We start from the raw sequence: 21827 nt of genomic DNA, 5'->3' as shown, positions 1-21827 counted from the left end.
CATCCGATGAGCCCGACGGAAATCCGTTCCAACGACGAAAAACGTGCAGCCGAAGCGATGGCCGACCACGAAGAAGACGCTCTCTTCGCGAATCGCTCTACCGGTGGGATCGCGCTTTTTGTCCGTCGTCCAATCTTCGCTTTCGTGCTCAATGCGCTGATCATCGTTGCCGGCCTTGCAGCCTTCGTCGGCATCGAGATCCGCGAACTGCCGGATGTCGACCGTCCCGTCATCACGGTGCGCACGTCGTTTACCGGTGCCGCTCCGGAAACTATGGACCGCGAGGTCACTGAAGTCGTCGAAGGCGCGGTGGCGCGTGTTTCGGGCGTGCGGTCCATCTCGTCGTCTTCGGAATTCGGCGACAGCCGTGTAACGATCGAATTCAACGACAACGTCAATCTGGATGTCGCGGCGTCAGACGTGCGCGACGCCATGGGTCGAGCGCTCGGCCAGCTTCCCGACGACGCGGAAGATCCGATCATCGTCAAGGCAGACGCCAACGCGCAGGCGATCATGCGATTGGCAGTGACCGCCGACACGATGAGTATCGAAGACCTGACGGTTCTGGTGGAAGACGAGGTGGTCAACCGTCTCGCGGCCGTCGAAGGCGTGGCGGATGTTCAGGTTTATGGTGACCGGGAGAAGATCTTCCGCGTTGACGTCGATCAGACAGAATTGGCCGCGCGTGGCCTGACGGTCGGCAGCATGCGGACGGTGCTCGATTCCGTGTCCTACGACGTGCCCGCCGGTTCGCTGTCGAGTGCCAACCAGGATCTCGTCGTGCGGGCGACGGCCGATGTCACGACGCCGGAGCAGTTCGAGCAGCTCTATATCGATGGTCGCGTGCGGCTCGGCGATGTGGCAACCGTAACGCTGGCGGCCGATGAAGGATCGAGCGGCCTGCGCTCCAATGGACGCACAGGGGTCGGCCTCGGCATCATTCGCCAAGCACAGTCAAACACGCTGAACATCTCCGCCGGCGTCGAAGCTGCCGTTGCCCAGCTGACGGCGGATGTGTTGCCGGAAGACATTCAGATCGCCATCACCAGTGATGATGCCGTCTTCGTGGAAGGCGCGCTTCACGAGGTAGAGATTGCGCTCGTCGTGTCGATCGTCGCTGTGTTGATCGTGATCTTCCTTTTCCTCGGCGACTGGCGTGCGACGCTGATCCCGATGCTGACGCTGCCTGTGGCACTGATCGGTACGCTTGCCGCGATGTATATCGCAGGATTCTCGCTCAACATCCTGACTTTGCTCGCCATTGTGCTCGCCACTGGTCTCGTGGTGGACGATGCGATCATCGTTCTCGAGAATATCGTGCGGCGCCGGGCCCAGGGTGTCGGCCGACGCGCCGCAGCGGTCATCGGAACGCGCGAGATGTTCTTCGCCGTCGTTGCGACGACCGCGACGCTGGCGGCTGTGTTCGTGCCCATCTCGTTCCTGCCTGGCCAGACGGGCGGTCTCTTCCGTGAATTCGGATTTGTTCTCGCTATTGCTGTCGGTCTTTCGTCGATCGTCGCCCTGACGCTGTGTCCGATGCTGGCATCGCTGCTTTTGACGAAGGATTCACTCCCTCACATGGAGGGCAGCCGCAAGTCGCTGAAGATGCGCTTCGCCGGGGCAAGCGCCAGGGTATACAACCGTGCGCTGGCGGCCTGCCTCAACGCTCCGTTCATCGTGGTCCTGGTGTCAGTGCTCTTTCTCGGAGCTTCGCTCCTGGCGCTCGGGGGCGTCCGGCAGGAACTCACGCCGGCGGAAGATCGCTCCTTCGCCCTGATGCGCGTGTCGGCGCCGCAGGGTGTCAGCCTCGACTACATGGGCGTGCAGGTGCGCAAGATCGAGCAGTCGCTGCAGCCGCTGATGGACAGTGGTGAAATCCGCAACATCTTCACCAATACCGGGCAGGGCGGCGAGCCCAACAGCGCGTTCGTTGTGATGACGCTGGCGCCCTGGAGTGAGCGCGAGCGCACCCAGGCCATGATCGTGGCCGATATCAACGCGGCCGTCTCGCAGGTTCCATCGGTTCGCGCCTTCGCCATCCAACCGAACAGCCTCGGCATCCGCGGCGCCGGCAATGGCCTTCAATTCGCGATCGTCGGCAACACATACGAATCGCTGGCCGACTCCGCAGATCAGATCGTTCGTCGACTTGAAGGAGATCCGCGCTTCAACCAGGTCCGACAGTCGTTCGAAACGACGCAGCCACAGCTTTACGTGTCGATCGACCGCGATCGTGCCTACGATCTGGGCATCGACATCACGGGCCTTTCCGACACGATCCAGGCAATGGTCGACGGCCGTGAACTTGCCGACGTGTTCGTCGATGGCCGCGCCGTCCCGGTTCTGATCGAGTCGACCACCAATCCGATCAACGACCCGACGGATCTGGAAAACATCTTCATCCGTACCGCTGACGGCAAGAACGTGCCGATGGCGACCATCGCCACGGTGGAAGAGCGCGCGATTGCGCCTTCTCTCGACCGAGAACGCCAGCTCCGCTCGATCACGATCAATGCAGGCCTTGTCGGTGATTTCCCGCTCGGCGAAGCGCTGACCGAAGTTCAGGCAATGGCGGACGAGATACTCCCATCAGGAGAACGCATCATCCCGCTCGCGGAAGCTGCGACGCTGCAGGAGAATTCCAGCGGCATGCTCATCACCTTCGGCTTCGCAATCCTGATCATCTTCCTGGTGCTGTCGGCGCAGTTCGAAAGCTTCGTCAGCGCGGTGATCGTCATGGCGACCGTGCCGCTCGGTCTGGCGTGTGCTGTCTTCGCCCTTGTGCTCACCGGCGGCAGCCTGAACATCTACAGCCAGATCGGTCTGGTGTTGCTGGTCGGGATCATGGCGAAGAACGGTATCTTGATCGTCGAGTTCGCGGACCAGCTCCGCGACCAGGGTCGCAACGTCCGCCAAGCCATCGAGGAAGCCTGTGCCATTCGCCTGCGCCCGGTCATGATGACGATGATCGCGACGATCATCGGTGGCGTGCCGCTCGTGGTGGCATCGGGCGCGGGCGCGGAAGCGCGCATCGCTCTCGGCTGGATCATCGTCGGCGGGCTCGGTCTTGCCGTTGCGGCGACACTGTTCGTCACGCCGGTCGCCTATTTGCTGCTTGCCCGGTTCAGCAAGCCGCGCGCGGCCGAGGAAGCCAAATTGCTCGGCGAACTCGACGCCGCCGCTGCTATGCGCAACGTGTAGGAAAGTTCGGCGGGAGCGCCGCCGACTAGCGGTGCTCCTCCTCGCTCGCTGCGACAAGCCGGGCGTTGTAATATTCGAGCGCCTTGACCTGGCTTGCCCATGCGATGATGGCGGTCCCGGTTTTCTCGTCGAGGACCGGCAGGCGCGCGTGTCCGCCCTGATCGAACAGGCGCAAGGCGTGCTCCAGGGTGTCGGATGACTTCAGGGAATCCTGCTGCTTTTCTCGGTCGAACGGCGCTTCGCCGTCTGGCTCGATCGGCGTCATGAAGTCCATGACCTTGATCGCGTGGCGCAAGGTCTGGTGGGGCCCGTCCTGGACGAAGATACCGCGGCTCGCCAATTGCCATTGAAAATAAGAATGGCCGTGGAGCGCATGGTTGATGCCATGGGCGATCGCGACGCACAGCAGGAGCGCGACCGATAGCGCATAGCCGCCGGTCAGTTCGAAGACGATCACCGTGGTTGAGATCGGCGCGCCCAGCACGGCGCCGGCGACTGCGCCCATGCCGAGGATGGCGTAGAGGGAACGGCTTGATGCGAGGTCCGGAAAGAGGGCTGCCGCCACGATGCCGAACGCACCGCCGGTCAGCGCCCCGAGATAGAGAGCCGGCGAGAAGATGCCGCCGCCGAACCGGGACGCGAGCGTGATTGCGGTCGTGACCGTCTTCGCCACGATAAGAACCAGCATCAGAGCAAGCGGCAACTGGCCCCACAGCGCAAGATCGGTGACTTCGTAACCGACGCCGAGCACGTGCGGCAGCACCATGCCGATCAAGCCGATCGCAGCACCGCCGATGACGGGTCTCGTCCAGAGCGGCACGGTCATCCGCCGCGCGAGGAAGTCCGCCGAAAACAACGTGAACTGAAAGCCGATGGCAACGAGGGCCGAGACGACGCCAAGGAGGGCAAACGCCGGGAACTCCCAATAGGAGGTGATGCCATAGGCCGGCAGCATGAAGGCAGCGGTATCACCGAAATAGACACGCGACAGAACGCCTGCGACCGTCGACGAGATGACGATCGGTACGAAGGCACGCATGGCGTAGTGGCCGAGGATGACCTCGTGGGCAAAAAGGACGCCCGCGATCGGAGCGTTGAAGCTTGCCGACACGGCTGCCGCAACTCCGGCGCCCAGCAATGTACGTCGGGTCCATTCCGGCAGTGCCAGATGCCGCGCGATGCCGCTTGCAAGGGTCGCGCCGAGGTGGACGACTGGCCCTTCGCGTCCGGCACTGCCACCACTGCCAAGCGAGATCGCGGTGATGATCGAGGAGAGAAGCCCCTCGCGAAAGCCGATCTGCCGTCCCGACAGCGCGCGTGCCTCGATCACATCGGCCACGCCCTGAGTGCGCTTTGATGGCATGAGGTATTGCAACATCAGCCCGACGACCAAGCCGCCGGCCACTGGTGCCAGGAAGATGACGTAAAGCGGGATCTCACGCGCCGCGCTCAAGACGCGCTCTGATCGATCACCGAGCCATAACAGCTGAACGAGCCCGATCGCCTCGCGGAAGGCGATCGCCGCAAGCGCAACGCCGATACCGATCAAAAGCGAAAGCAGCCAGATGAGGGACAAGCGATCGCGGCGAAAGGCGTTGAAGTTCGGTGCGACCCAACTTTTCAGCAGACGCGGAAGTCCGGCGACGTAATCGGGCAGCAGGGGTCTCAACGCGGTCTCCGCCGGCGTTCTGGAGCAATCATCATCAAGGCTGCTGCGGCTTCAATGCAATGCCGCGCCCTATCGTGGTCGGCTGCGGTAGCGATCGATGGGCGGCGGCGAGAACTTCGATCTTCTGGCGGATGTCGTCCGGAAACGCCGTCACCTTGCGGATTGTCATGTCGATGTGCAGCAGCAGCGTTTCGCTGGTGGCGGAAAGCCAGCCATCGGCGTGGAGCAGTTCCTGGTAAAGATGGATGCGCTTGGCGTCGTTGTTCACGACTTGCAGCGTGCAGCTCGTCATGTCCTCGGCATGCAGTTCCCGGACATATCGGACATGCGCCTCAGCGGTGAAGAAGCTCATCTTTCGCCGCTCCACGTAGTCCGCTCCGCACCCAAGCTGGCCGAACAGGTGGTCGACCGCATGATCGAAGAGGACGTTGTAATAGGCCATATTGAGATGACCGTTGAAGTCGATCCACTCCTGGCGCACTTCCTCGGGCGGCGCGAGGACAGGACTATCAAAAAGCATGGATCGTCCCGCTGCTTCGATTGTATCAAGGTGCATAAGACACTTTAACGGTCGAGGCCGTGTCGGCAAGGCAGGCAGTTGCATTCGGGTGGAGGAAGATCAGTGGCTTTGGCGGATATCCGTGCGGGTGCGCGCGACGAGACAGCGATCGGGGCCGTGCTCCAGACCTTGCGCGATCGGTTTGGCGATCGACTGCAGACAGGCGAGGCGATGCGGTCGCAACATGCCCACACGACGACCTATATCGCCGGGCAACTGCCCGACGGCGTGGTGTTCGCCGAGAGCGCGGACGACGTGAGGACAGTCGTTCAGGTCGCGGCAGCACACCGCATCCCGATCATTCCCTTCGGCGTCGGCAGCTCGCTGGAGGGCCAGGTGAATGCACCGAATGGTGGGATTTCGCTCGATATGTCGCGGATGAACCGCATCATCGAGGTCAATCCCGAAGACATGGATTGCACGGTCGAGCCCGGCATCACACGGGAAGCGCTCAACGCGCAACTGCGCGATACGGGCCTGTTCTTTCCCATCGATCCGGGCGCCAATGCGAGCATCGGCGGCATGGCATCGACGCGTGCGTCCGGCACCAACGCGGTGCGCTACGGCACGATGCGGGACAATGTCATTGCGGTGACGGCCGTCACGGCAAGTGGGGAAGAGATACGCACGGCACGCCGCGCGCGCAAATCCTCCGCCGGATATGATCTGACCCGGCTCTTCGTCGGTGCTGAAGGCACGCTCGGCGTGCTGACCTCGGTGACGCTGCGGCTCGCCGGCATCCCGCAGGCCGTGTCCGGCGGTGTCTGCTCGTTTGAAACCATCCATGATGCCTGCTCGGCGGTCATCATGACGATCCAGATGGGGATACCCGTCGCGCGCATCGAGTTGCTGGACGCCCTGCAGATCCGGGCCTGCAACGCGTATTCAGGGCTCAACTACCCCGAGACCCCGGCACTGTTCCTTGAATTTCACGGCACGGAAGCTGGCGTGCGCGAGCAGGCAGCCCTGTTCGCCGACATCGCCGAAGAGTGCGGCGGCGGCACTTTTGCCTGGGAAACGGACCCGGAGGCGCGGGCGCGGCTCTGGAAGGCGCGGCACAATGCCTATTGGGCAGCGCTGCAGCTTCGGCCGGGTGCGGGTGCCGTCTCAACCGATGTCTGCGTTCCCATCTCCAAGCTGGCTGAATGCGTCGAGGAAACGCAACGCGACATCATCGAGACAGGCCTGATCGCGCCGATTGTCGGCCACGCGGGGGACGGCAATTTTCACGTGCTGGTGCTGATGGACATGGCCGATGCCCATGAGATCGAGCGCGCGGAAGCCTTTATCGGAAGGTTGAACGCAAGGGCGCTCGCTTTGGACGGTACGTGTACCGGCGAGCACGGTATCGGTCAGGGCAAGAAACGTTATCTGCCCTTGGAACTCGGCGGCAGTGTGGACCTGATGCGATCCATCAAGCGGTCGCTTGATCCTCACGATATCATGAACCCCGGTAAAATCTTTGATTTGACGTGATTCTCCCGTATCAGTGCGGAGCCGGATCTGACCGGTAGCCGGTCACGGATCGTCATTGTTACCCGCGGTTCAAGGAGACATTTGCGCTGGCTCGTCTGTTCGTCTTTATCGGCAGCCTGATCGTCGTCGTTCTGTTTGCGGCGCTGATCGTTCCTCCCTTCGTCGACTGGAGCAATTATCGCGCTGAATTCGAGCGTGAGGCGAGCCGTATTCTCGGCCAGCGCGTCGTGGTTCACGGCAGCGCCGACGCTCGGCTTTTGCCGTTTCCTTCGGTCACCTTCAACGATGTGGAAGTCGGCGGATCGGCCGGCGAGGGCGTTCCGGCAGAAGACGCGATGATGCGGATCGCGCGCTTCTCGATGGATGCCGAACTGGCGCCGTTCCTCAGTGGGGAAGTGCGGATCTTCGACATGCGCATCGAAGATCCGCATCTGACCGTGCAACTCGACGAAAATGGCGTGATCGACTGGGCGCAAAGAGCTGAACAGGCGCTGCCGACAGCCAACGTCGTTCTCGAGCGGGTTGCGATCACCAATGGCCATCTGACCGTCCAGGACAGGCAGAACGGACGCGTCCACGAGATCGAGGATGTCCAGGCGACTGTCTCGGCGGATGCGCTGGTCGGTCCATGGCGCGTAACCGGCACGGCTCGGAGAGGCGACGAAAGTGCTGCATTCTCCGTGACAACCGGTCCCGCGAACGAGGAGGGCGCGATCCGCGTCACGACGCGGCTTTCGCCCGACAGCCATCCGATCTCGCTCGAGCTCGATGGCGATGCGCGCTTCGTCGATGGCCAGCCCCGCTATGCCGGCAACTTCGTGGTCCAGATGCTGCGAGCGCAAGCGCCGGCAGGCGCTTCCGAGCCCGTGGCGGCTGGGCCGGCAGCGGCGGCTCTACGCGGAAGCGGCCGGTTCGAGGCCGAGAGCGACCGGCTTCGCATTCCCGATTACCGCCTCGAAGTCGGTGCCGCGAACGATCCCTATGTTGTTACCGGCGAGGCGACGCTCGACACCGGGCCCGAGCCTGAATTCCTGGTTATCGCGGACGGGCAGCAGATCGATGTCGACCGGATCGGCGATGCGGCCCCGCTGGCAGACGGCGATGCGGCTACTGACACTCCAGCGACTGAGTCCGAGACCGAGGTGCCTGTGGTCGCGCTTTCGGCCGCCGAACGCGTCGCGACCTTCCGCGATATCATCGCACAGATCCCCATCCCTGATCTTCCGGGCAGCGTCAGCCTCAACCTTCCCGCCGTCGTGGCCGGCGAGACGACGCTGCGCGATGTGAGCATCGAGGCGGCGCCGGACAATGGCGACGCCTGGCGGGTCGATCGGTTCCGCGCATCGCTGCCGGGCCGAACGCTGATCGAAGCGTCGGGAGACTTGGCGCTTGGACAGGATTTCGGCTTTTCCGGCGCTCTCGTCGTGGCATCGAGCCAGCCGAGTGGTCTGGCATCCTGGTTGCGCGGCTCCGTGCCTCCTGCCATTCGCGGGCTCACCGCTGCTGGCTTCCAGGCCGACGTTCACCTGACGACGGGTTTCCAGCGCTTCGAGAACCTGGAACTCGCGATCGGACCGGCGACGCTTCAGGGCCGCTTCGAGCGCGTGACGCGATCGGAAGTGCCGTCGCTGGCGGTCGATCTTTCAGGCGATACGCTCGATCTCGACGCGCTATCGGCATTGGTTGGGCTGTTCGGAGATGGCGAGAGCCAGCCCGGCATCGCGGGACACGATCTTGCGGCGCGGTTCCGGGCCGAGAATTTCACGGCCGACGGGATCGCGATGTCCGATGTCGACACCGCGTTCACCTATGGCAGCGGGCTTCTCGACATCGAGCGGTTGTCGGTCGGCGACATCGAAGGCGCAACGATTTCCGCCGTCGGCGTTTTCTCCGATCTGCTCATCGAGCCACAGGGGCGTGCCGACATCCGTGTCTCCTCCGACAACCCGGCTGCAGCACTGGCTTTGGCGGAGCGCCGGTTGCGGGGCGTGATCGACCTGTCGCATTTCCGCCAGAACGCCGCGCTTTTCCGCGAGACCGACCTGACGGTCGAACTCACGCTCGGCTCGGCCCGCGAGGCGTTGAGCCAGAATGGCAGCAGCGGCTATTCGCTCGATATCGAAGGGCTGAGCGGCGGTAGCTCCATCGCGGCAAGCGTTTCGAGCGATGCATCGACATTCAGCGCTGACGTCCCGCTCGATGTGACGTTTGAAGCGGAGCACCCCCGGTCCGATCATCTTTTGGCGCAGATCGGATTGCCGGTTCTGCCGTTCGACGTCGGCGGACCGATGCGCATCGACGTTGCGTTGGACGGTGTTCTTGCGGACGATGCGGCGATAGAAGCGACGCTCGCCGGCCCGGGATTGTCCCTGCGTGTCGATGGCGCCACTTCGTTTGCGCAGTCGCGGCTCACGGCGGGGCAGCTCGATGTGGTGCTCGCTGCGGAAGATCTCGATTCCTATCTGCTGCTGACAGGTCTTGGCCTGCCGGGACTCGGCAGCGGTCTGCCTGCCGAGCTCAGGGCCAGCGTCACCATCGACGACAATCTCTGGACGATAGAGCAACTCGAAGGACAGGTGGCGGACAACCCGCTATCGGCCAGCTTGACCGTCAGCCGAGAGGAAGATGTCCGCATCGACGGCTCGCTGGACATCGGCACCCTCGACCTGCCTTGGCTCGCCGAAGCACTGGCAGGTGCTCCGCTTCGTGCCGGTGAAACCGGGGAGTGGTCCGATCAGGAATTGCTGCAGACGGCACCTTATCCGTTCATTCTGGACGTCACCCTCACGGCCGATGAGGCAGAGTTGGGGCATGCCGAGCTTGCTCGCGCGCTCTCGACGCGGCTTGGCTACCAAGACGGGACGCTGATGCTTTCCCAGACCGAGGGCGAGTGGCTGGGCGGGAGCATTTCGGGCGATGTGGCCTTCGGCGTTGCCGACGATACCGGCGTCGTGCGGCTGCAGACGCAACTGGTCGACGCCGATATCTCGCGGATCTTCGCCGACCAGCCCGCGCTCGCGAACCTTTCCGGTCGGGCGGGTATGGCCATCGCGCTTGACGGAACCGGGAAAAGTCCACAGGCGGTGGTGGGAGCGCTCAGCGGATCGGCGACACTTCAGCTCGACGGCCTCAGCATCGACGGCTTCGATCAAGACGCGCTTGCCGCCATTCTCGCCGGCGCGGATGCGCAAGGCTTCATCATCGATGAGACGACGGCGGCGGATCTGGCCGCTGAAGCGCTGGACGCAGGCGCATTCACCGCCGATCCTCTGGCCGTGCCGGTCAATGTTGCCGGCGGCGTTGCTCGCGCATCCAGCATCGTGATGAGTGGCGAAGGGGCAACCTTATCAGGTGACGGCGCCTTCGATCTTCGCACCATGGCAATCAACGCGACCTTCGATCTTGCCTTCGAAGCTGGAGACGAAGCGCTGCCCGGCGCACAGCCTGCTGTCGACGTTGCGGTGCGCGGCACCATAGAAGCGCCGGAGATTTCACTGACGGCGATCGATCTGGCCAACTTCCTGTCGTTGCGGGCTTATGAGCGCGAGCGGCGCCGGGTCGAGCGTGTCCAGGCGGCGGCGCTTGAAAAGCAGAGGCTTCGCCGGGAAGCCGCGCTTCTGCGCGCCGACATCGCCGCACGGGCGACCGAGCGTGAAGAGCGCGCCGCAGCCGAAGCCGAGCGGTTGGCGCGGGAAGCGGAGCGGCAGGCGGAAGAAGCGGCACGGCGTGCAACTGAGGCACAGGCAGCGGAAGACGCATTGCGCGATGCTCCGCCACCAGATGTGCCGCTACCCGCACCGCCACCTGTTCAGCCGCCCGCGACCGATGTGCCGGGCCAACAGCCGGCACTTGAGGGATGGGATCAACCATTCGACGAACAGAGCTTCGATGGTCAGGCGATCAGCCCGCAACCGCAGGGCGACATACCCGCAAACGGTTTGCCGGCGGACCCTGCGCCGACGCTTGATTTTCAGACGCTTCCCGGGGTCGATCTCAACGCTGTCGAATGATTGGCGGATCAGTGGCCGGCTGAAGCTTTGAGCGAAGCCAGCACGTGAAGCCGGATCGCGGAGGACAGATTGCAGTCTGCAGCCCGCTCCGCATCGATCTCACCGATCAAGGCTGCAACCGGCAATCCACGGGCTTTGGCGAGGACCTGAAGCTCCGTCCAGAACGCGTCTTCCAGAGAGAACGAAGTTCGATGGCCGCTCAGCGAAATCGAGTGCTTACGGATCATGCCGTGGCGCCCGAAGCGTAATGAAAACCCGTCGGGTCAGCTTCCATCTTCATGATTGCCGGGCTCGGACCCTTCGCGGCGGCCGGCCTCGAAGCGTTTCTCGGCGAGCGTGTTCAGCGCAGAGGTCGCCTGCTTTTCGCTCTTCGTGCGGCCGAACGTGATGCGGTTCTGAGCGGCGCGGCTTTCGTCTTCTGCCCGCTTACGACGCTTTCGAGCCTGGCGCAGATTGACGATATCGCCGGACATGGCGCGGCTCAATTCTTCTTGCGGAAAGCGTCGAGCGAAACGACGTCGGCACCAGGCTTTTTGCCGCCCTTGGGCTTGTCGTCGTCGCCTTCTCCCGATGCTGCGGGCGCATCGTCGAGGGGGCCTTCCATCAGCTCTTCCGTCAACGAAGCGACGGGGTCGAAAGTCTCAGCAGTGTCATCTTCACCGACCAGCGTCATCTCGCCCGGTGCACTGTCGAATTCGAGCTCGAAATTGACCGAAGGATCATAGAAGCCGCGCACGGCCGAAAACGGGATCACGAGCTTTTCGGGCGTGTCGGAGAACGACAGTCCGATCTCGAACAGCGTCTCGGTGACTTTCAAGTCCCAAAACTGGTGCTGGATGACGATGGTCATCTGGTCCTGGTACTTCTTGCGCAGCGCCGGCGAAATGCGCACGCCCGGAGCGTTCGTCATGAAGGTGATGAAGAAATGGTGCTCGCCGGGCAGGGAGCCCGTGGCTGCGCATTCGGTCAGCACTTTGCGGATCACGCCGCGAAGCGCGTCCTGCGCAAGGATGTCGTACCGGATGTGGTCCTGCACCATGGGGCCATGTCTTTCTTATTCGCTGGTTCGGCCGACCGTGCGAGTCGGTATGCGCCGTCTATAGACCAAATCGTTGAGAAGGTGGAGGCTTCTGTTGCCAGGTGCCTCCGGACCCCGCCTAGCCGAGCATACCGACTAGGACTTGAATTGAAACTGTCGCGCTGCCGTTAGGCGGCGAGACGAGCTTCTGCATAGTTGTCGTTTGCAACTACAAGTTTGACCCGATAACGGTGGTATCATGCCGGGCAAAAAGTCGATCTTTACACTCCCGTCGATCCTATTTCGCCCCCATCATCAACCGGCCTGGCATGTACGCATGCGACCGTCGGTTCATGGTGGAGGCGCCGGGTACCGCCCCCGGGTCCGAAGAGCTTATTACACCGCCCGTTTATTGCCATAGTCGCCTTGCGACGACAGTCGAGATATAGGGTTTCCGCCGCTCGATTGAAAGAGGGAATGCGCCTGCATCCCGGCAGATCGCACGTGACGCGCTCGTGAAAAGTCGTGTGATGCATATCGCACGAAGAGATGGCATCCATGGTCGAGGAATTCGTCGCGGATGGATGTCGTCATGAAACGTCGCATGCTCCTTGCTGCTTTGACTGTCGGTGCCATCTGGTCGTTGATGCAGAAGGCGCAGGCCGAGAAGGTCGATCGCTGGTTCACCGGGCTCGTCGACGGTGTCGCTGTCGGCGGCTATGATCCCGTGGCCTATTTCACCGAAGGCCAGCCCCGGCGTGGCGATCCGGCGATTGCGCTTACGCATGAGGGCGCCGTCTTCCACTTCGCGACCGTCGAGAACCGGCAGGCTTTCAGCGCCGATCCCGATCGTTACGCGCCGCAGTTCGGCGGCTATTGCGCCTACGCCGTCGCTGAAGGCTACACAGCCAAGGGTGAGCCGGAAGTGTGGGATATCGTCGATGGCCGGCTCTATCTCAATTACAGTCGCGGCGTTCAGCGAACCTGGCAGAGCGATATTCCAGGCTATGTCCGCTCGGCGCAGACGAACTGGCCGGCGCTTTCGGAGTGAGCTTTGGTTTCCTGTTGATGGCACGGGCTGAATTCGTGCGTTCGCGGCGCTAAGCTTCTATAGTCGAACCCCGACAAGCGACCTGCGGTGAGTGGCATGAAGCAGTATCAGGATCTTCTCGAGCACGTGCTGGAAACCGGCGTCGACCGCATGGATCGCACCGGCACCGGAACGCGTGCCGTGTTCGGCTACCAGATGCGCTATGATCTGGTGGAGGGTTTTCCGCTGCTGACGACCAAGAAGCTGCATCTCAAATCGATCGTCCATGAGCTGCTCTGGTTCCTGAAAGGCGACACCAACATCGCCTATCTCAAGGACAACGGCGTCTCCATCTGGGACGCTTGGGCGGACGCGAACGGCGATCTCGGTCCTGTCTATGGATATCAGTGGCGCTCTTGGCCGAAGCCCGATGGCGGCCATGTCGACCAGATCTCCAATCTCATCCACCAGATCAAGACGAACCCCAATTCGCGCCGCCTGATCGTATCGGCCTGGAACCCGGCGCTGGTCGACGAGATGGCCTTGCCGCCCTGTCATTGCCTGTTCCAGTTCTACGTGGCGGAAGGCAAGCTCTCCTGTCAGCTCTACCAGCGCTCCGGCGACATCTTCCTCGGCGTGCCGTTCAACATCGCTTCCTATGCCTTGTTGACGATGATGATTGCGCAGGTCTGCGGCCTGAAGCCGGGGGACTTCGTTCACACGCTCGGCGACGCACATCTCTATTCCGATCATTTCGACCAGGCACGCGAGCAGTTGCAGCGCGCGCCGCGGCCATTGCCGAAGATGGAACTTAACCCGAGCGTCGCCGACGTTTTCGCCTTCACTTTCGACGACTTCACCTTGTCGGGTTACGATCCGCATCCGCACATCCGCGCAAAGGTTGCCGTGTGACCGATCCCATCGTCTCCATCATCGTAGCCGTGGCCTCGAACGGCGTCATCGGCCGCGCAGGCGAGATGCCATGGCGGTTGTCGACCGATCTCAAGCGGTTCAAATCGCTGACGATGGGCAAGCCGATCATCATGGGGCGGCGCACCCATGAATCGATCGGGCGGGCGCTACCGGGCCGCACCAACATCGTCCTGACGCGCGACGGCACGTTCCATGCCGAAGATGTGACCCCTGCCGGCGATATGCGGGAGGCGCTGCGCCTCGCGCGCCAGGCTGCCCATTCCGAACGAGCCGACGAGATTTTCGTCATCGGCGGCGGCGAGATTTATGATCACGCGTTGCCCTATGTCGACCGTCTGCATGTGACCCATGTGGAAGCGATGCCGGACGGCGATACCCACTTCCCGGATATCGATGCCGAGGACTGGGAATGCCTGGAAGAAGTGTCCATTCCCGTCGGACCGTCAGACTCGGAACCGACCCGCTATGCGGTTTACCGTCGCAAGCAGCGCTAGACACGGCACAGTCTGCCCGAAATCATCCGCCGCCTTTGGCCCAGCGCGTTGAAAGAGGGCCCAGTCACACCTATAACGCATTTGAGACATAACGATAAAAATGCGTGTTCCGGCGTGTGGTTCCCGACAGTCGGCAGGACGCTTCCAACAGAATGAGGACTGAATGCCCTGGAGTAATCAGAATGGCGGCGGCGGCCCTTGGGGCGGCGGCGGTGGAGGAGGAGGCAACAACCAGGGCCCATGGGGTCAGGGGCCTCAGCGTCCCAACGGCGGCGGAGGCGGCGGCGGTGGCAATCGTCCGCCGGATCTCGAAGAAATCATTCGGCGTGGCCAAGATCGGTTGAAGAATGCGATTCCGGGCGGTGGTGGGTCCACGCCGGCCGTGCTCGGCCTGATCGGCGTCGGCATTCTTGCACTGTGGCTGTTCCAGTCCATCTACACCGTCCAACCGGATGAGCGCGGAATCGAGCTTCGCTTCGGTGCCCCGAAGGACGAAATGTCGATGCCTGGCCTACACTTCCATTTCTGGCCTTTCGAAACGGTTGAACGCGCCACGATCGTCGAGCGCCAGATCAATGTGGGCGGTGGCGACCAGGCCAACAGCGCGCTCGGTCTGATGCTGACGGGCGACCAGAACATCGTCGACGTGCAGTTTTCGGTTCTTTATTCCGTAACCGACCCGGCGGCATATCTCTTCAACCTGCAGCGTCCGGAAGAGACCCTGCGTCAGGTTGCCGAAAGCGCCATGCGTGAGATCGTCGGTCGCCGTCCTGCACAGGACGTTTTCCGTGACAATCGTGAAGCGATCGCCATGGAAGTCACCGACGTCATCCAGGTGACGATGGACCGTTACGGCTCCGGCATGTCGGTCAACACGGTCTCGATCGAGGATGCGGCGCCGCCGCGTGAGGTGGCCGATGCCTTCGACGAAGTGCAGCGCGCCGAGCAGGACGAAGATCGCTTCGTCGAAGAAGCCAACCAGTATGCGAACCAGCAGCTCGGTCAGGCACGCGGTCAAGCCGCCCAGGTCCGGGAAGAGGCCGCTGCCTATCGCGATCAGGTGGTGAATGCCGCAGAAGGTGAAGCGCAGCGCTTCGTGTCGATCTACAACGAATATGCTGCCGCACCGGAAGTGACCCGCAAGCGCATGTTCCTCGAAACGATGGAAAACGTGTTCCGCGATTCCAACAAGTTCATCGTCGAGCAGACGGGTGGTCAGGGCGTGGTTCCTTATCTGCCGCTTCCTGAGGTCAATCGCCAAGCGCAGCAGTCGCAAAATCAGGGAGGGAACCAGTAATGGGTAACAAGCTTCCCGCTATCATTATCGTCCTGGCGGTCATCGTCTTCACGGTGTTCTCCTCCATCTTCGTCGTGAACGAGCGCGAGCAGGCAATCGTCGCCCGCTTCGGTGAAATTCGTGCGGTTCACACCGAGCCTGGCCTCTACTTCAAGCTGCCGTTCTCGTTCGCCGGAGCCGACACGGTGCAATTCGTCGAAGACCGCGCCATGCGCTTCGATCTCGACGACATCCGCGTTCAGGTCTCCGGCGGTGCGTTCTACGACGTCGACGCCTTCGTCGTTTACCGCATCCAGGACGCCGAGCGTTTCCGTCAGGCCGTCTCGGCCGATATCGTTTCGGCGGAAGCACGGCTGAGAACACGTCTCGATTCGGCTCTGCGTCGGGCCTACGGTCTGCGTGGCTTCGAGGCTGCTCTTTCCGAAGAGCGGCAATCGATGATGGATGAAGTCGCTTCGCAGCTTCGCACCGATGCCGAAAATCTCGGCCTGCGCATCGAAGACGTCCGCATCCGCCGTACCGATCTGACCCAGCAGGTTTCGCAGCAGACCTACGAACGCATGATCGCCGAGCGTCTGGCCGAAGCCGAACTCATCCGCGCCCGCGGTCGGGAAGGGGCGCAGCGTCTGCGCGCCGTTGCCGATCGTCAGGTCGTCGAGATCGTCTCGGAAGCGACCCGTGACTCCGAAATCCTCCGAGGCGAGGGCGACGCGGAACGGAACCGCATCTACGCCGATGCCTATTCACGCGATGAAGACTTCTTCGACTTCTACCGCTCGATGTCGGCCTATGCGGTCTCCCTGAGCCAGGATTCGGACACGACCATGGTGCTGTCGCCGGACTCGGAATTCTTCCGCTACTTCCGCGATGCTTCGGGCGGGACTGTCCCCGTCGCAGATGGCGCCGAGCCGCCCGTCACGCAGCCTGCCGACGAAGGTGCAGATGCTGCAGGAGATGCGGCTGCAGCGCCTCAGCCTTCGGCGCCTCCGGTCTCCATCGAGCCTTCGACAGGCGCAACCGAGTAAGCGGGCTCCATGAGCGATCTGCTCGTCGGCATAGGTCTCGTCCTCGTTATCGAGGGCCTGGTCTATGCTGCAGCCCCCACTGCCATGCGTAAAATGGCCGAACGATTGCCGGAGCTGTCTGACCAGACGCTCCGGCTTTCTGGTTTGGTGGCGCTTGCGGCGGGTGTCTTTGTGATCTGGCTGGTGCGCGGCTGACGTAACCAAGCCCTATTTCCGCCGCAAGGCAGCGGCGGAATGCTTTAGTCAAACAAGGCAACCGGCAGGCTCGCCGGATGCAATCGCAGGGAGAAGGCGGCCATGACCAACACGATCAGCGTAGCGTCGAAATGGGCGCGTTCGCTCTCGCTGCTTGCAGCCGTCTCGATCCTTGCGGCTCCGGCCGCAGCACAGGAGATGGCGGACCCGGTTCCGCCGCGTGCGCCGGTCGATGGTCCTGCTTCCGTGGCGGACCTCGCGGAAGGCCTGCTCGATTCCGTCGTCAACATCTCGACATCGCAGCGCGTCAGCGACGACGAGACATCGCCGATGCCGCAGATTCCGGAAGGGTCCCCCTTCGAGGATTTCTTCAACGACTTCTTCGGTGAAGAGAACGGCCAGACGCCGCCGGTTCCACGGTCCCGTCGCGTCAATTCCCTCGGATCGGGGTTCGTCATCTCTGCAGACGGCCTGATCGTCACCAACAATCACGTGATCGAGCAGTCCGACGACATCGAGGTGAACTTCGCCGACGGCACCTCGCTATCGGCTGAAATCGTCGGCACCGATCCCCAGACCGATCTTGCGCTGCTGCGCGTCGAGCCGGCCGAGCCGCTCGATCATGTCGAGTTCGGCGATTCCGACGCCATGCGCATAGGCGACTGGGTCATGGCCATCGGCAATCCGTTCGGTCTCGGTGGCTCCGTATCGATCGGCATCGTGTCGGCGCGCGGCCGCGACATCAACGCCGGCCCCTACGACGATTTCATCCAGACGGACGCGGCCATCAACCGGGGCAATTCGGGCGGACCATTGTTCAATATGTATGGCGACGTGATCGGCATCAACACGGCCATCATTTCGCCGACCGGTGGCTCCATCGGCATCGGGTTTTCCGTGCCGGCTGACCTCGCCGTCAACGTCATCAACCAGTTGCGTGATTTCGGCGAAACTCGCCGCGGATGGCTGGGCGTTCGTATCCAGCCAGTGACCGACGAGATCGCGGAAAGCCTCGACATGAACCGCGCACGCGGTGCCCTGGTGGCGGGTGTGATTAATGGCGGACCCGTTGACGACGGCACGATCGAGCCGGGGGACGTCATTCTGGAGTTCAACGGCCAGCCGATCAACGACATGCGCGATCTCCCGCGCATCGTGGCTGAAAGCCCCGTCGGTGACGTGGTCGACGTGCTGATCCTCCGCAATGGCGAGGAGCAGACCGTAGAGGTCACTCTCGGTCGACTTGAAAGCGGTCAGGAAGAGGCCGAACTCGGTACCGAAGGCGACGAAAACGGCGCGGAGGAGCCGAGCGCCACCGTCGATCTTCTCGGACTGACGCTCAGCGAGTTGGATGACGAGCATCGCAATGCCTTCGGCATCGATGCGGCCGTCAACGGTGTGCTGATCGCCGAAGTGTCCGAAGGTTCGGAAGCCGAAGAGAAGGGCGTCGTGGCCGGCGAGGTCATCGTCGAAATCGCCCAGGAAACGATGGCGACGCCGGCGGATGTCGAGGCGCGCATTTCCGAGCTGCGCGAAGAGGGGCGGCGCAATGCGCTTCTGATGGTGGCGCAGGCGGACGGGACTCTGCGGTTCGTGACCTTGCGGATGGACTGATCCAAGCCACCAGCAGGGCTTGGTGGGTTTTACCTGTCAGGAAGCAGGAATTGGCCGGCGCTCGGCCCATTCTTCGCGGGTGATGCGGTAGACGACGCACTGGCGCAGATGGGCCAGCTCGTCGGGAATACCCGGATAATCGAACGTGTATTGCGGCAGGGCCCGCATACCGATCTTACGCATCACGCCGGTCGAGGCGTGGTTGTCATGGACGGCGTAGGACATGATCTCGGCGAGACGCAAGGTCTCGAAGCTGTAGCGCAACCAGGCCTCCGCTGCCTCGCTGGCATAACCTTTGCGCCAAAACCGCTCGACGAGACGCCACCCGATTTCCACGCAATCCGCTGCATAATGGGGCAGGCTCGAACAAGGCCTTATGCCGGCAAATCCTATCGGCTCGCTGGTCGTCTTTACCGTCACCGCTGCGAAGCCGTAACCGAGTTCGTCGATCTCGGCCTTGATCTCGTCCATCTTGGCGTCAGCCTGGGCGCGGTCACGCCGAAACTCGAAGAACCGCATGACGGCTTCGTCCGAATTGATCTCGTGAAAGAGCTCACGGTCGCTATCTTTCCAGTTGCGGAGGATCAGGCGGTCGGTCTCGATGGGTGTCATGTCACGAAATCCGTCTTACGGTAGCCCTGCATGTAGAGGAGGGCGGTGAGGTCGCCGTGGTTGATACGGTAGCGCGCGCGCTCGGCGACCGAGGGCTTGGCGTGGAGTGCCACGCCTGCGCCGGCCCGTTCGATCATCGCGAGATCGTTCGCGCCGTCGCCAACGGCCATCGCATCCTCCGGCTCGATGCCGCGCGTTTCGCAGAGTTCCAGAAGCGCGTCGAGCTTCGCCTGCTGGCCAAGGATAGGCTCCTGGACCGCGCCGACGAGAAGACCATCGGCATCCAAAAGCACATTGGCGCGGTTCTCATCGAAGCCGAGCATGGCGGCGACGGGGCCGGTGAATGCCGTGAACCCGCCCGACACCAAGGCGGCATAGCCACCATAGTGCTTCATGGTCGCGATCAGTTCGCGACCGCCTGAGGTCAGCGTGATGCGCTCCGCAATGACCTTTTGGATGACCGAAACGGGCAGGCCCTTCAAGAGCGCCACGCGCTCGCGCAATGCCGGCTCGAAGGCGATTTCGCCGTTCATGGCGCGTGCCGTGATGGCGGCGACCTTGTCCTTCAGGCCCAGTTCGTCGGCCAGTTCGTCGATGCATTCCTGGCCGATCATCGTGGAATCCATGTCCGCCAGGAGAAGGCTCTTCCGGCGGGTTTCCGTGGTTTGCACGACCACGTCGATCGGGGCGTCTCCGATGATCGATGCCAGGGTGGTTTCGGCATCGGCCTTGTTGTGTCCGTCACGCAATGCGATATCGCAGGCGATCCCGTCGGCGAGCCAGTAGAGGCCGGCAGCCGAGAGGCGCTCGGCAGCCGCTTCCGCGAGGGACGGGGTGAGGACCGGCCTAGAGGGCGCAGCAATCAGCGTGGCGACGAGGGCCATTGGTGAAGAACTCCGGGGGACAGATGGATGCGATCCTGATAGCTGGGCCGACGGCCAGCGGCAAGTCGGCGCTGGCGCTCGATCTTGCCGATCGGATCGGCGGCGTCATCGTCAACGCCGATTCCATGCAGGTGTACAGTGCATTGCATCTTTTGACCGCACGGCCGAGCCAGGCCGATACGGATCAAGTGGAACACCGGCTCTACGGCCACCGGCCGGCTGACCAAACCTATTCGACCGGGGAATGGATGCGCGAGGCCGCCGAGGTCATTGCCGATGTGCAAAGTCGCGGCCAGGTCCCCATCATCGTCGGAGGCACGGGCCTCTATTTCGAGGCGCTGCTGGGCGGGCTGGCAACCATGCCGGACATTCCCGAGCCCGTCCGCACGGCACGGCGCGCGGAATTGCAGGCGAACGGGCCGGCTGCGATGCATGGCGAGCTTGCGCGCAAGGATCCCGAGACGGCGGCGCGCCTTTCGCCGAATGACGGCCAGCGGATCGCGCGTGCCCTGGAAGTCCTGGATGCAACCGGAAAGTCGATCAGCGTTCTCCAGGCGGCGCGCGGCGAGCCGGTTCTCGAGGCGGCGAACACCCGGCGCATTCTCCTGATGCCCGAGCGCGATGTTCTGACGGGCCGTATCGACCGCCGGTTCAGGCAGATGGTCGAGGGTGGCGCACTGGACGAGGTGCGCAGGCTGCTCGATTTGCACCTGGATCCGTCGATGCCGGCGATGAAGGCGATCGGGGTGCCGGAGCTTGCCGCGCATCTCAATGGTGACCTCGATCTCGAGAACGCCGTCGATCAGGGGGCGGCGGCGACGCGGCGCTATGCAAAGAGGCAGATGACGTGGTTCCGCAATCGTTTTTCTGAGGACTGGCACCGCATTTCCAGCCCGACGCTTAGCAATGTCGACCTTCAGTTAATCCTAAGACAACCAACTGCCGGTAGCCTCTAGTCTTCGAAGCGCGGGCAAGTGAGGGATCCGATTCGCCGATGCGGCTGCACAAGGCAGAGCTGCTGTTCTTTTTCCTGGTCATCCTCATTGGATTGACTGGGTTTTTCAGTTGGAGCGCATTCCGCCATGTGGATTCCTTCGTGGCGCAGGCACGCATTGCCGACATCGACCTGATCTACCGTTTCACGTTTCTAAGCGCCGTTTTCGCGGGGCTTGCGATCGTTTGCGGCGTTTTTCTCGTTTATCCGATGATCTGGCACGGCCTTCGCGAGCAGGGCGAGTTGCGCCGCATGACGGCCTCGCTGAGCGCGCGATCGCAGACGCTCGAATATGCTGCCGTCACGGATCCGCTGACCGGTCTCTACAATCGCCGCTATTTTGATGATGCCTTGAACGAGTACCTCTCGGCATTTCGCGATATCGAAAAGCCGATGGGCATGATCCTGCTCGACATCGACCATTTCAAACAGGTCAACGACACCCACGGCCACGATGTGGGCGACGAGGTTCTGCGCCAGATTGCAGCCTGTCTCGCGGATTTCACCCGGTACCACGACGTCGTTGCCCGGCTTGGTGGCGAAGAGTTCGCAATTCTTTCGCCGAACGTCAATTCAAGCCAGCTCTACGGTCTGGCCGATCGCGTTCGTACGGCGATCGGATCGTTGAAGGTTGGCACTGGAAACGTGACCCTGCGGATCACTGTAAGCGCTGGTGTGGCTCTTTGGGATGGCCAGGAAAGCGGCGAAAGCCTTTATAAGCGTGCCGATGCGCAGCTTTACGAAGCCAAGCGCCAGGGCCGCAACCGCGTCTGCGCATAACATCAGATAAAGCGATTGGCTGATGCGGCGTCGCTT

At 62.6% G+C, this 21827-nt stretch carries 19 protein-coding genes and 1 other RNA gene; 12 read left to right on the top strand and 8 right to left on the bottom strand.

Annotated elements, in window-relative coordinates; translation table 11 throughout:
• Positions 1-57: 57 nt before the first annotated feature.
• On the top strand, positions 58-3201 hold the full coding sequence (locus GC125_RS15205; protein ID WP_151987959.1) for an efflux RND transporter permease subunit: 3144 nt from the start codon (positions 58-60) through the stop codon (positions 3199-3201).
• A gap of 25 nt (positions 3202-3226) precedes the next feature.
• On the opposite strand, the gene GC125_RS15200 is transcribed toward GC125_RS15205, so the two are convergent.
• Positions 3227-4861, bottom strand: a complete 1635-nt coding sequence (locus tag GC125_RS15200; protein WP_502706103.1) for a chloride channel protein — start codon at positions 4859-4861, stop codon at positions 3227-3229.
• A 43-nt stretch (positions 4862-4904) separates the two neighbouring features.
• On the bottom strand, positions 4905-5390 hold the full coding sequence (locus GC125_RS15195; protein WP_151986417.1) for a thioesterase family protein: 486 nt from the start codon (positions 5388-5390) through the stop codon (positions 4905-4907).
• A 102-nt stretch (positions 5391-5492) separates the two neighbouring features.
• Between GC125_RS15195 and GC125_RS15190 the strand changes: the two genes are divergently transcribed.
• Positions 5493-6905, top strand: a complete 1413-nt coding sequence (locus tag GC125_RS15190) for an FAD-binding oxidoreductase (protein ID WP_151986416.1) — start codon at positions 5493-5495, stop codon at positions 6903-6905.
• An 86-nt stretch (positions 6906-6991) separates the two neighbouring features.
• Positions 6992-10915: an AsmA family protein gene (locus GC125_RS15185; RefSeq protein ID WP_353617108.1), complete on the top strand. Its 3924-nt coding sequence runs from the start codon at positions 6992-6994 to the stop codon at positions 10913-10915.
• A gap of 8 nt (positions 10916-10923) precedes the next feature.
• On the opposite strand, the gene GC125_RS15180 is transcribed toward GC125_RS15185, so the two are convergent.
• The 4 genes from GC125_RS15180 to ssrA form a co-directional block, all read right to left on the bottom strand.
• On the bottom strand, positions 10924-11142 hold the full coding sequence (locus GC125_RS15180; RefSeq protein WP_151986414.1) for a ribbon-helix-helix domain-containing protein: 219 nt from the start codon (positions 11140-11142) through the stop codon (positions 10924-10926).
• Between the two features lie 36 nt (positions 11143-11178).
• Entirely contained in the window at positions 11179-11388 is a 210-nt protein-coding gene (locus GC125_RS15175; protein ID WP_151986413.1) for a DUF4169 family protein, read from the bottom strand.
• 8 nt (positions 11389-11396) lie between these two features.
• Entirely contained in the window at positions 11397-11954 is a 558-nt protein-coding gene (locus GC125_RS15170; RefSeq protein WP_151986412.1) for an SspB family protein, read from the bottom strand.
• Positions 11955-12034: 80 nt separating this feature from the next.
• Positions 12035-12408, bottom strand: a transfer-messenger RNA (tmRNA) gene (gene ssrA, locus GC125_RS15165).
• Positions 12409-12525: 117 nt separating this feature from the next.
• Here ssrA and GC125_RS15160 point away from each other — a divergent pair.
• From GC125_RS15160 to GC125_RS15130, 7 genes are all read left to right on the top strand, one after another.
• Complete coding sequence (locus GC125_RS15160) at positions 12526-12984, top strand: YHS domain-containing (seleno)protein (RefSeq protein ID WP_199864599.1); 459 nt, start codon at positions 12526-12528, stop codon at positions 12982-12984.
• A 96-nt stretch (positions 12985-13080) separates the two neighbouring features.
• On the top strand, positions 13081-13875 hold the full coding sequence (locus GC125_RS15155; RefSeq protein WP_151986410.1) for a thymidylate synthase: 795 nt from the start codon (positions 13081-13083) through the stop codon (positions 13873-13875).
• 65 nt (positions 13876-13940) lie between these two features.
• Entirely contained in the window at positions 13941-14390 is a 450-nt protein-coding gene (locus GC125_RS15150) for a dihydrofolate reductase (RefSeq protein WP_502706102.1), read from the top strand.
• 163 nt (positions 14391-14553) lie between these two features.
• Complete coding sequence (gene hflK / locus GC125_RS15145) at positions 14554-15687, top strand: FtsH protease activity modulator HflK (protein WP_151986408.1); 1134 nt, start codon at positions 14554-14556, stop codon at positions 15685-15687.
• A complete protein-coding gene (hflC, locus tag GC125_RS15140; protein WP_151986407.1) occupies positions 15687-16712 on the top strand; it encodes a protease modulator HflC in 1026 nt (341 codons plus the stop codon). The genes hflK and hflC overlap by 1 nt, the downstream gene beginning before the upstream one ends.
• A 9-nt stretch (positions 16713-16721) precedes the next feature.
• A complete protein-coding gene (locus GC125_RS15135; protein ID WP_151986406.1) occupies positions 16722-16907 on the top strand; it encodes a DUF2065 domain-containing protein in 186 nt (61 codons plus the stop codon).
• A 102-nt stretch (positions 16908-17009) separates the two neighbouring features.
• Positions 17010-18521: a DegQ family serine endoprotease gene (locus GC125_RS15130; RefSeq protein ID WP_151986405.1), complete on the top strand. Its 1512-nt coding sequence runs from the start codon at positions 17010-17012 to the stop codon at positions 18519-18521.
• A 36-nt stretch (positions 18522-18557) separates the two neighbouring features.
• Here the strand turns inward: GC125_RS15130 and GC125_RS15125 are convergent, their stop codons facing one another.
• Both GC125_RS15125 and serB read right to left on the bottom strand, forming a co-directional pair.
• Positions 18558-19133, bottom strand: a complete 576-nt coding sequence (locus tag GC125_RS15125; protein WP_151986404.1) for a GNAT family N-acetyltransferase — start codon at positions 19131-19133, stop codon at positions 18558-18560.
• Positions 19130-20017 (bottom strand): phosphoserine phosphatase SerB, encoded by an 888-nt coding sequence (serB, locus tag GC125_RS15120; protein WP_151986403.1) that lies wholly within the window; start codon positions 20015-20017, stop codon positions 19130-19132. Before serB ends, GC125_RS15125 begins: the two co-directional genes overlap by 4 nt.
• Between serB and miaA the strand changes: the two genes are divergently transcribed.
• Together miaA and GC125_RS15110 are read left to right on the top strand one after the other, a co-directional pair.
• Positions 20017-20973, top strand: a complete 957-nt coding sequence (miaA, locus tag GC125_RS15115; protein ID WP_151986402.1) for a tRNA (adenosine(37)-N6)-dimethylallyltransferase MiaA — start codon at positions 20017-20019, stop codon at positions 20971-20973. The two genes, serB and miaA, sit on opposite strands and share 1 nt — an antisense overlap.
• Before the next feature lie 38 nt (positions 20974-21011).
• Positions 21012-21791: a GGDEF domain-containing protein gene (locus tag GC125_RS15110; RefSeq protein ID WP_151986401.1), complete on the top strand. Its 780-nt coding sequence runs from the start codon at positions 21012-21014 to the stop codon at positions 21789-21791.
• Positions 21792-21827 lie beyond the last annotated feature (36 nt).

The organism is Rhizobium sp. EC-SD404 (assembly GCF_902498825.1).
In the GTDB taxonomy this organism is placed as follows: Bacteria; Pseudomonadota; Alphaproteobacteria; order Rhizobiales; family Rhizobiaceae; genus Georhizobium.
This window is presented reverse-complemented; position numbering and strand designations above follow the sequence as displayed.

Bases quoted from the DNA above. Each gene is read 5' to 3' on its own strand.
- GC125_RS15205 (WP_151987959.1), top strand. From the start codon at position 58: ATGGCCGACCACGAAGAAGACGCTCTCTTCGCGAATCGCTCTACCGGT.
- GC125_RS15195 (WP_151986417.1), bottom strand. From the start codon at position 5,390: ATGCTTTTTGATAGTCCTGTCCTCGCGCCGCCCGAGGAAGTGCGCCAG.
- GC125_RS15180 (WP_151986414.1), bottom strand. From the start codon at position 11,142: ATGATCCGTAAGCACTCGATTTCGCTGAGCGGCCATCGAACTTCGTTC.
- GC125_RS15175 (WP_151986413.1), bottom strand. From the start codon at position 11,388: ATGTCCGGCGATATCGTCAATCTGCGCCAGGCTCGAAAGCGTCGTAAG.
- GC125_RS15170 (WP_151986412.1), bottom strand. From the start codon at position 11,954: ATGGTGCAGGACCACATCCGGTACGACATCCTTGCGCAGGACGCGCTT.
- GC125_RS15160 (WP_199864599.1), top strand. From the start codon at position 12,526: ATGAAACGTCGCATGCTCCTTGCTGCTTTGACTGTCGGTGCCATCTGG.
- GC125_RS15155 (WP_151986410.1), top strand. From the start codon at position 13,081: ATGAAGCAGTATCAGGATCTTCTCGAGCACGTGCTGGAAACCGGCGTC.
- GC125_RS15150 (WP_502706102.1), top strand. From the start codon at position 13,941: ATGCCATGGCGGTTGTCGACCGATCTCAAGCGGTTCAAATCGCTGACG.
- hflK (WP_151986408.1), top strand. From the start codon at position 14,554: ATGCCCTGGAGTAATCAGAATGGCGGCGGCGGCCCTTGGGGCGGCGGC.
- hflC (WP_151986407.1), top strand. From the start codon at position 15,687: ATGGGTAACAAGCTTCCCGCTATCATTATCGTCCTGGCGGTCATCGTC.
- GC125_RS15135 (WP_151986406.1), top strand. From the start codon at position 16,722: ATGAGCGATCTGCTCGTCGGCATAGGTCTCGTCCTCGTTATCGAGGGC.
- GC125_RS15130 (WP_151986405.1), top strand. From the start codon at position 17,010: ATGACCAACACGATCAGCGTAGCGTCGAAATGGGCGCGTTCGCTCTCG.
- GC125_RS15125 (WP_151986404.1), bottom strand. From the start codon at position 19,133: ATGACACCCATCGAGACCGACCGCCTGATCCTCCGCAACTGGAAAGAT.
- serB (WP_151986403.1), bottom strand. From the start codon at position 20,017: ATGGCCCTCGTCGCCACGCTGATTGCTGCGCCCTCTAGGCCGGTCCTC.
- GC125_RS15110 (WP_151986401.1), top strand. From the start codon at position 21,012: ATGCGGCTGCACAAGGCAGAGCTGCTGTTCTTTTTCCTGGTCATCCTC.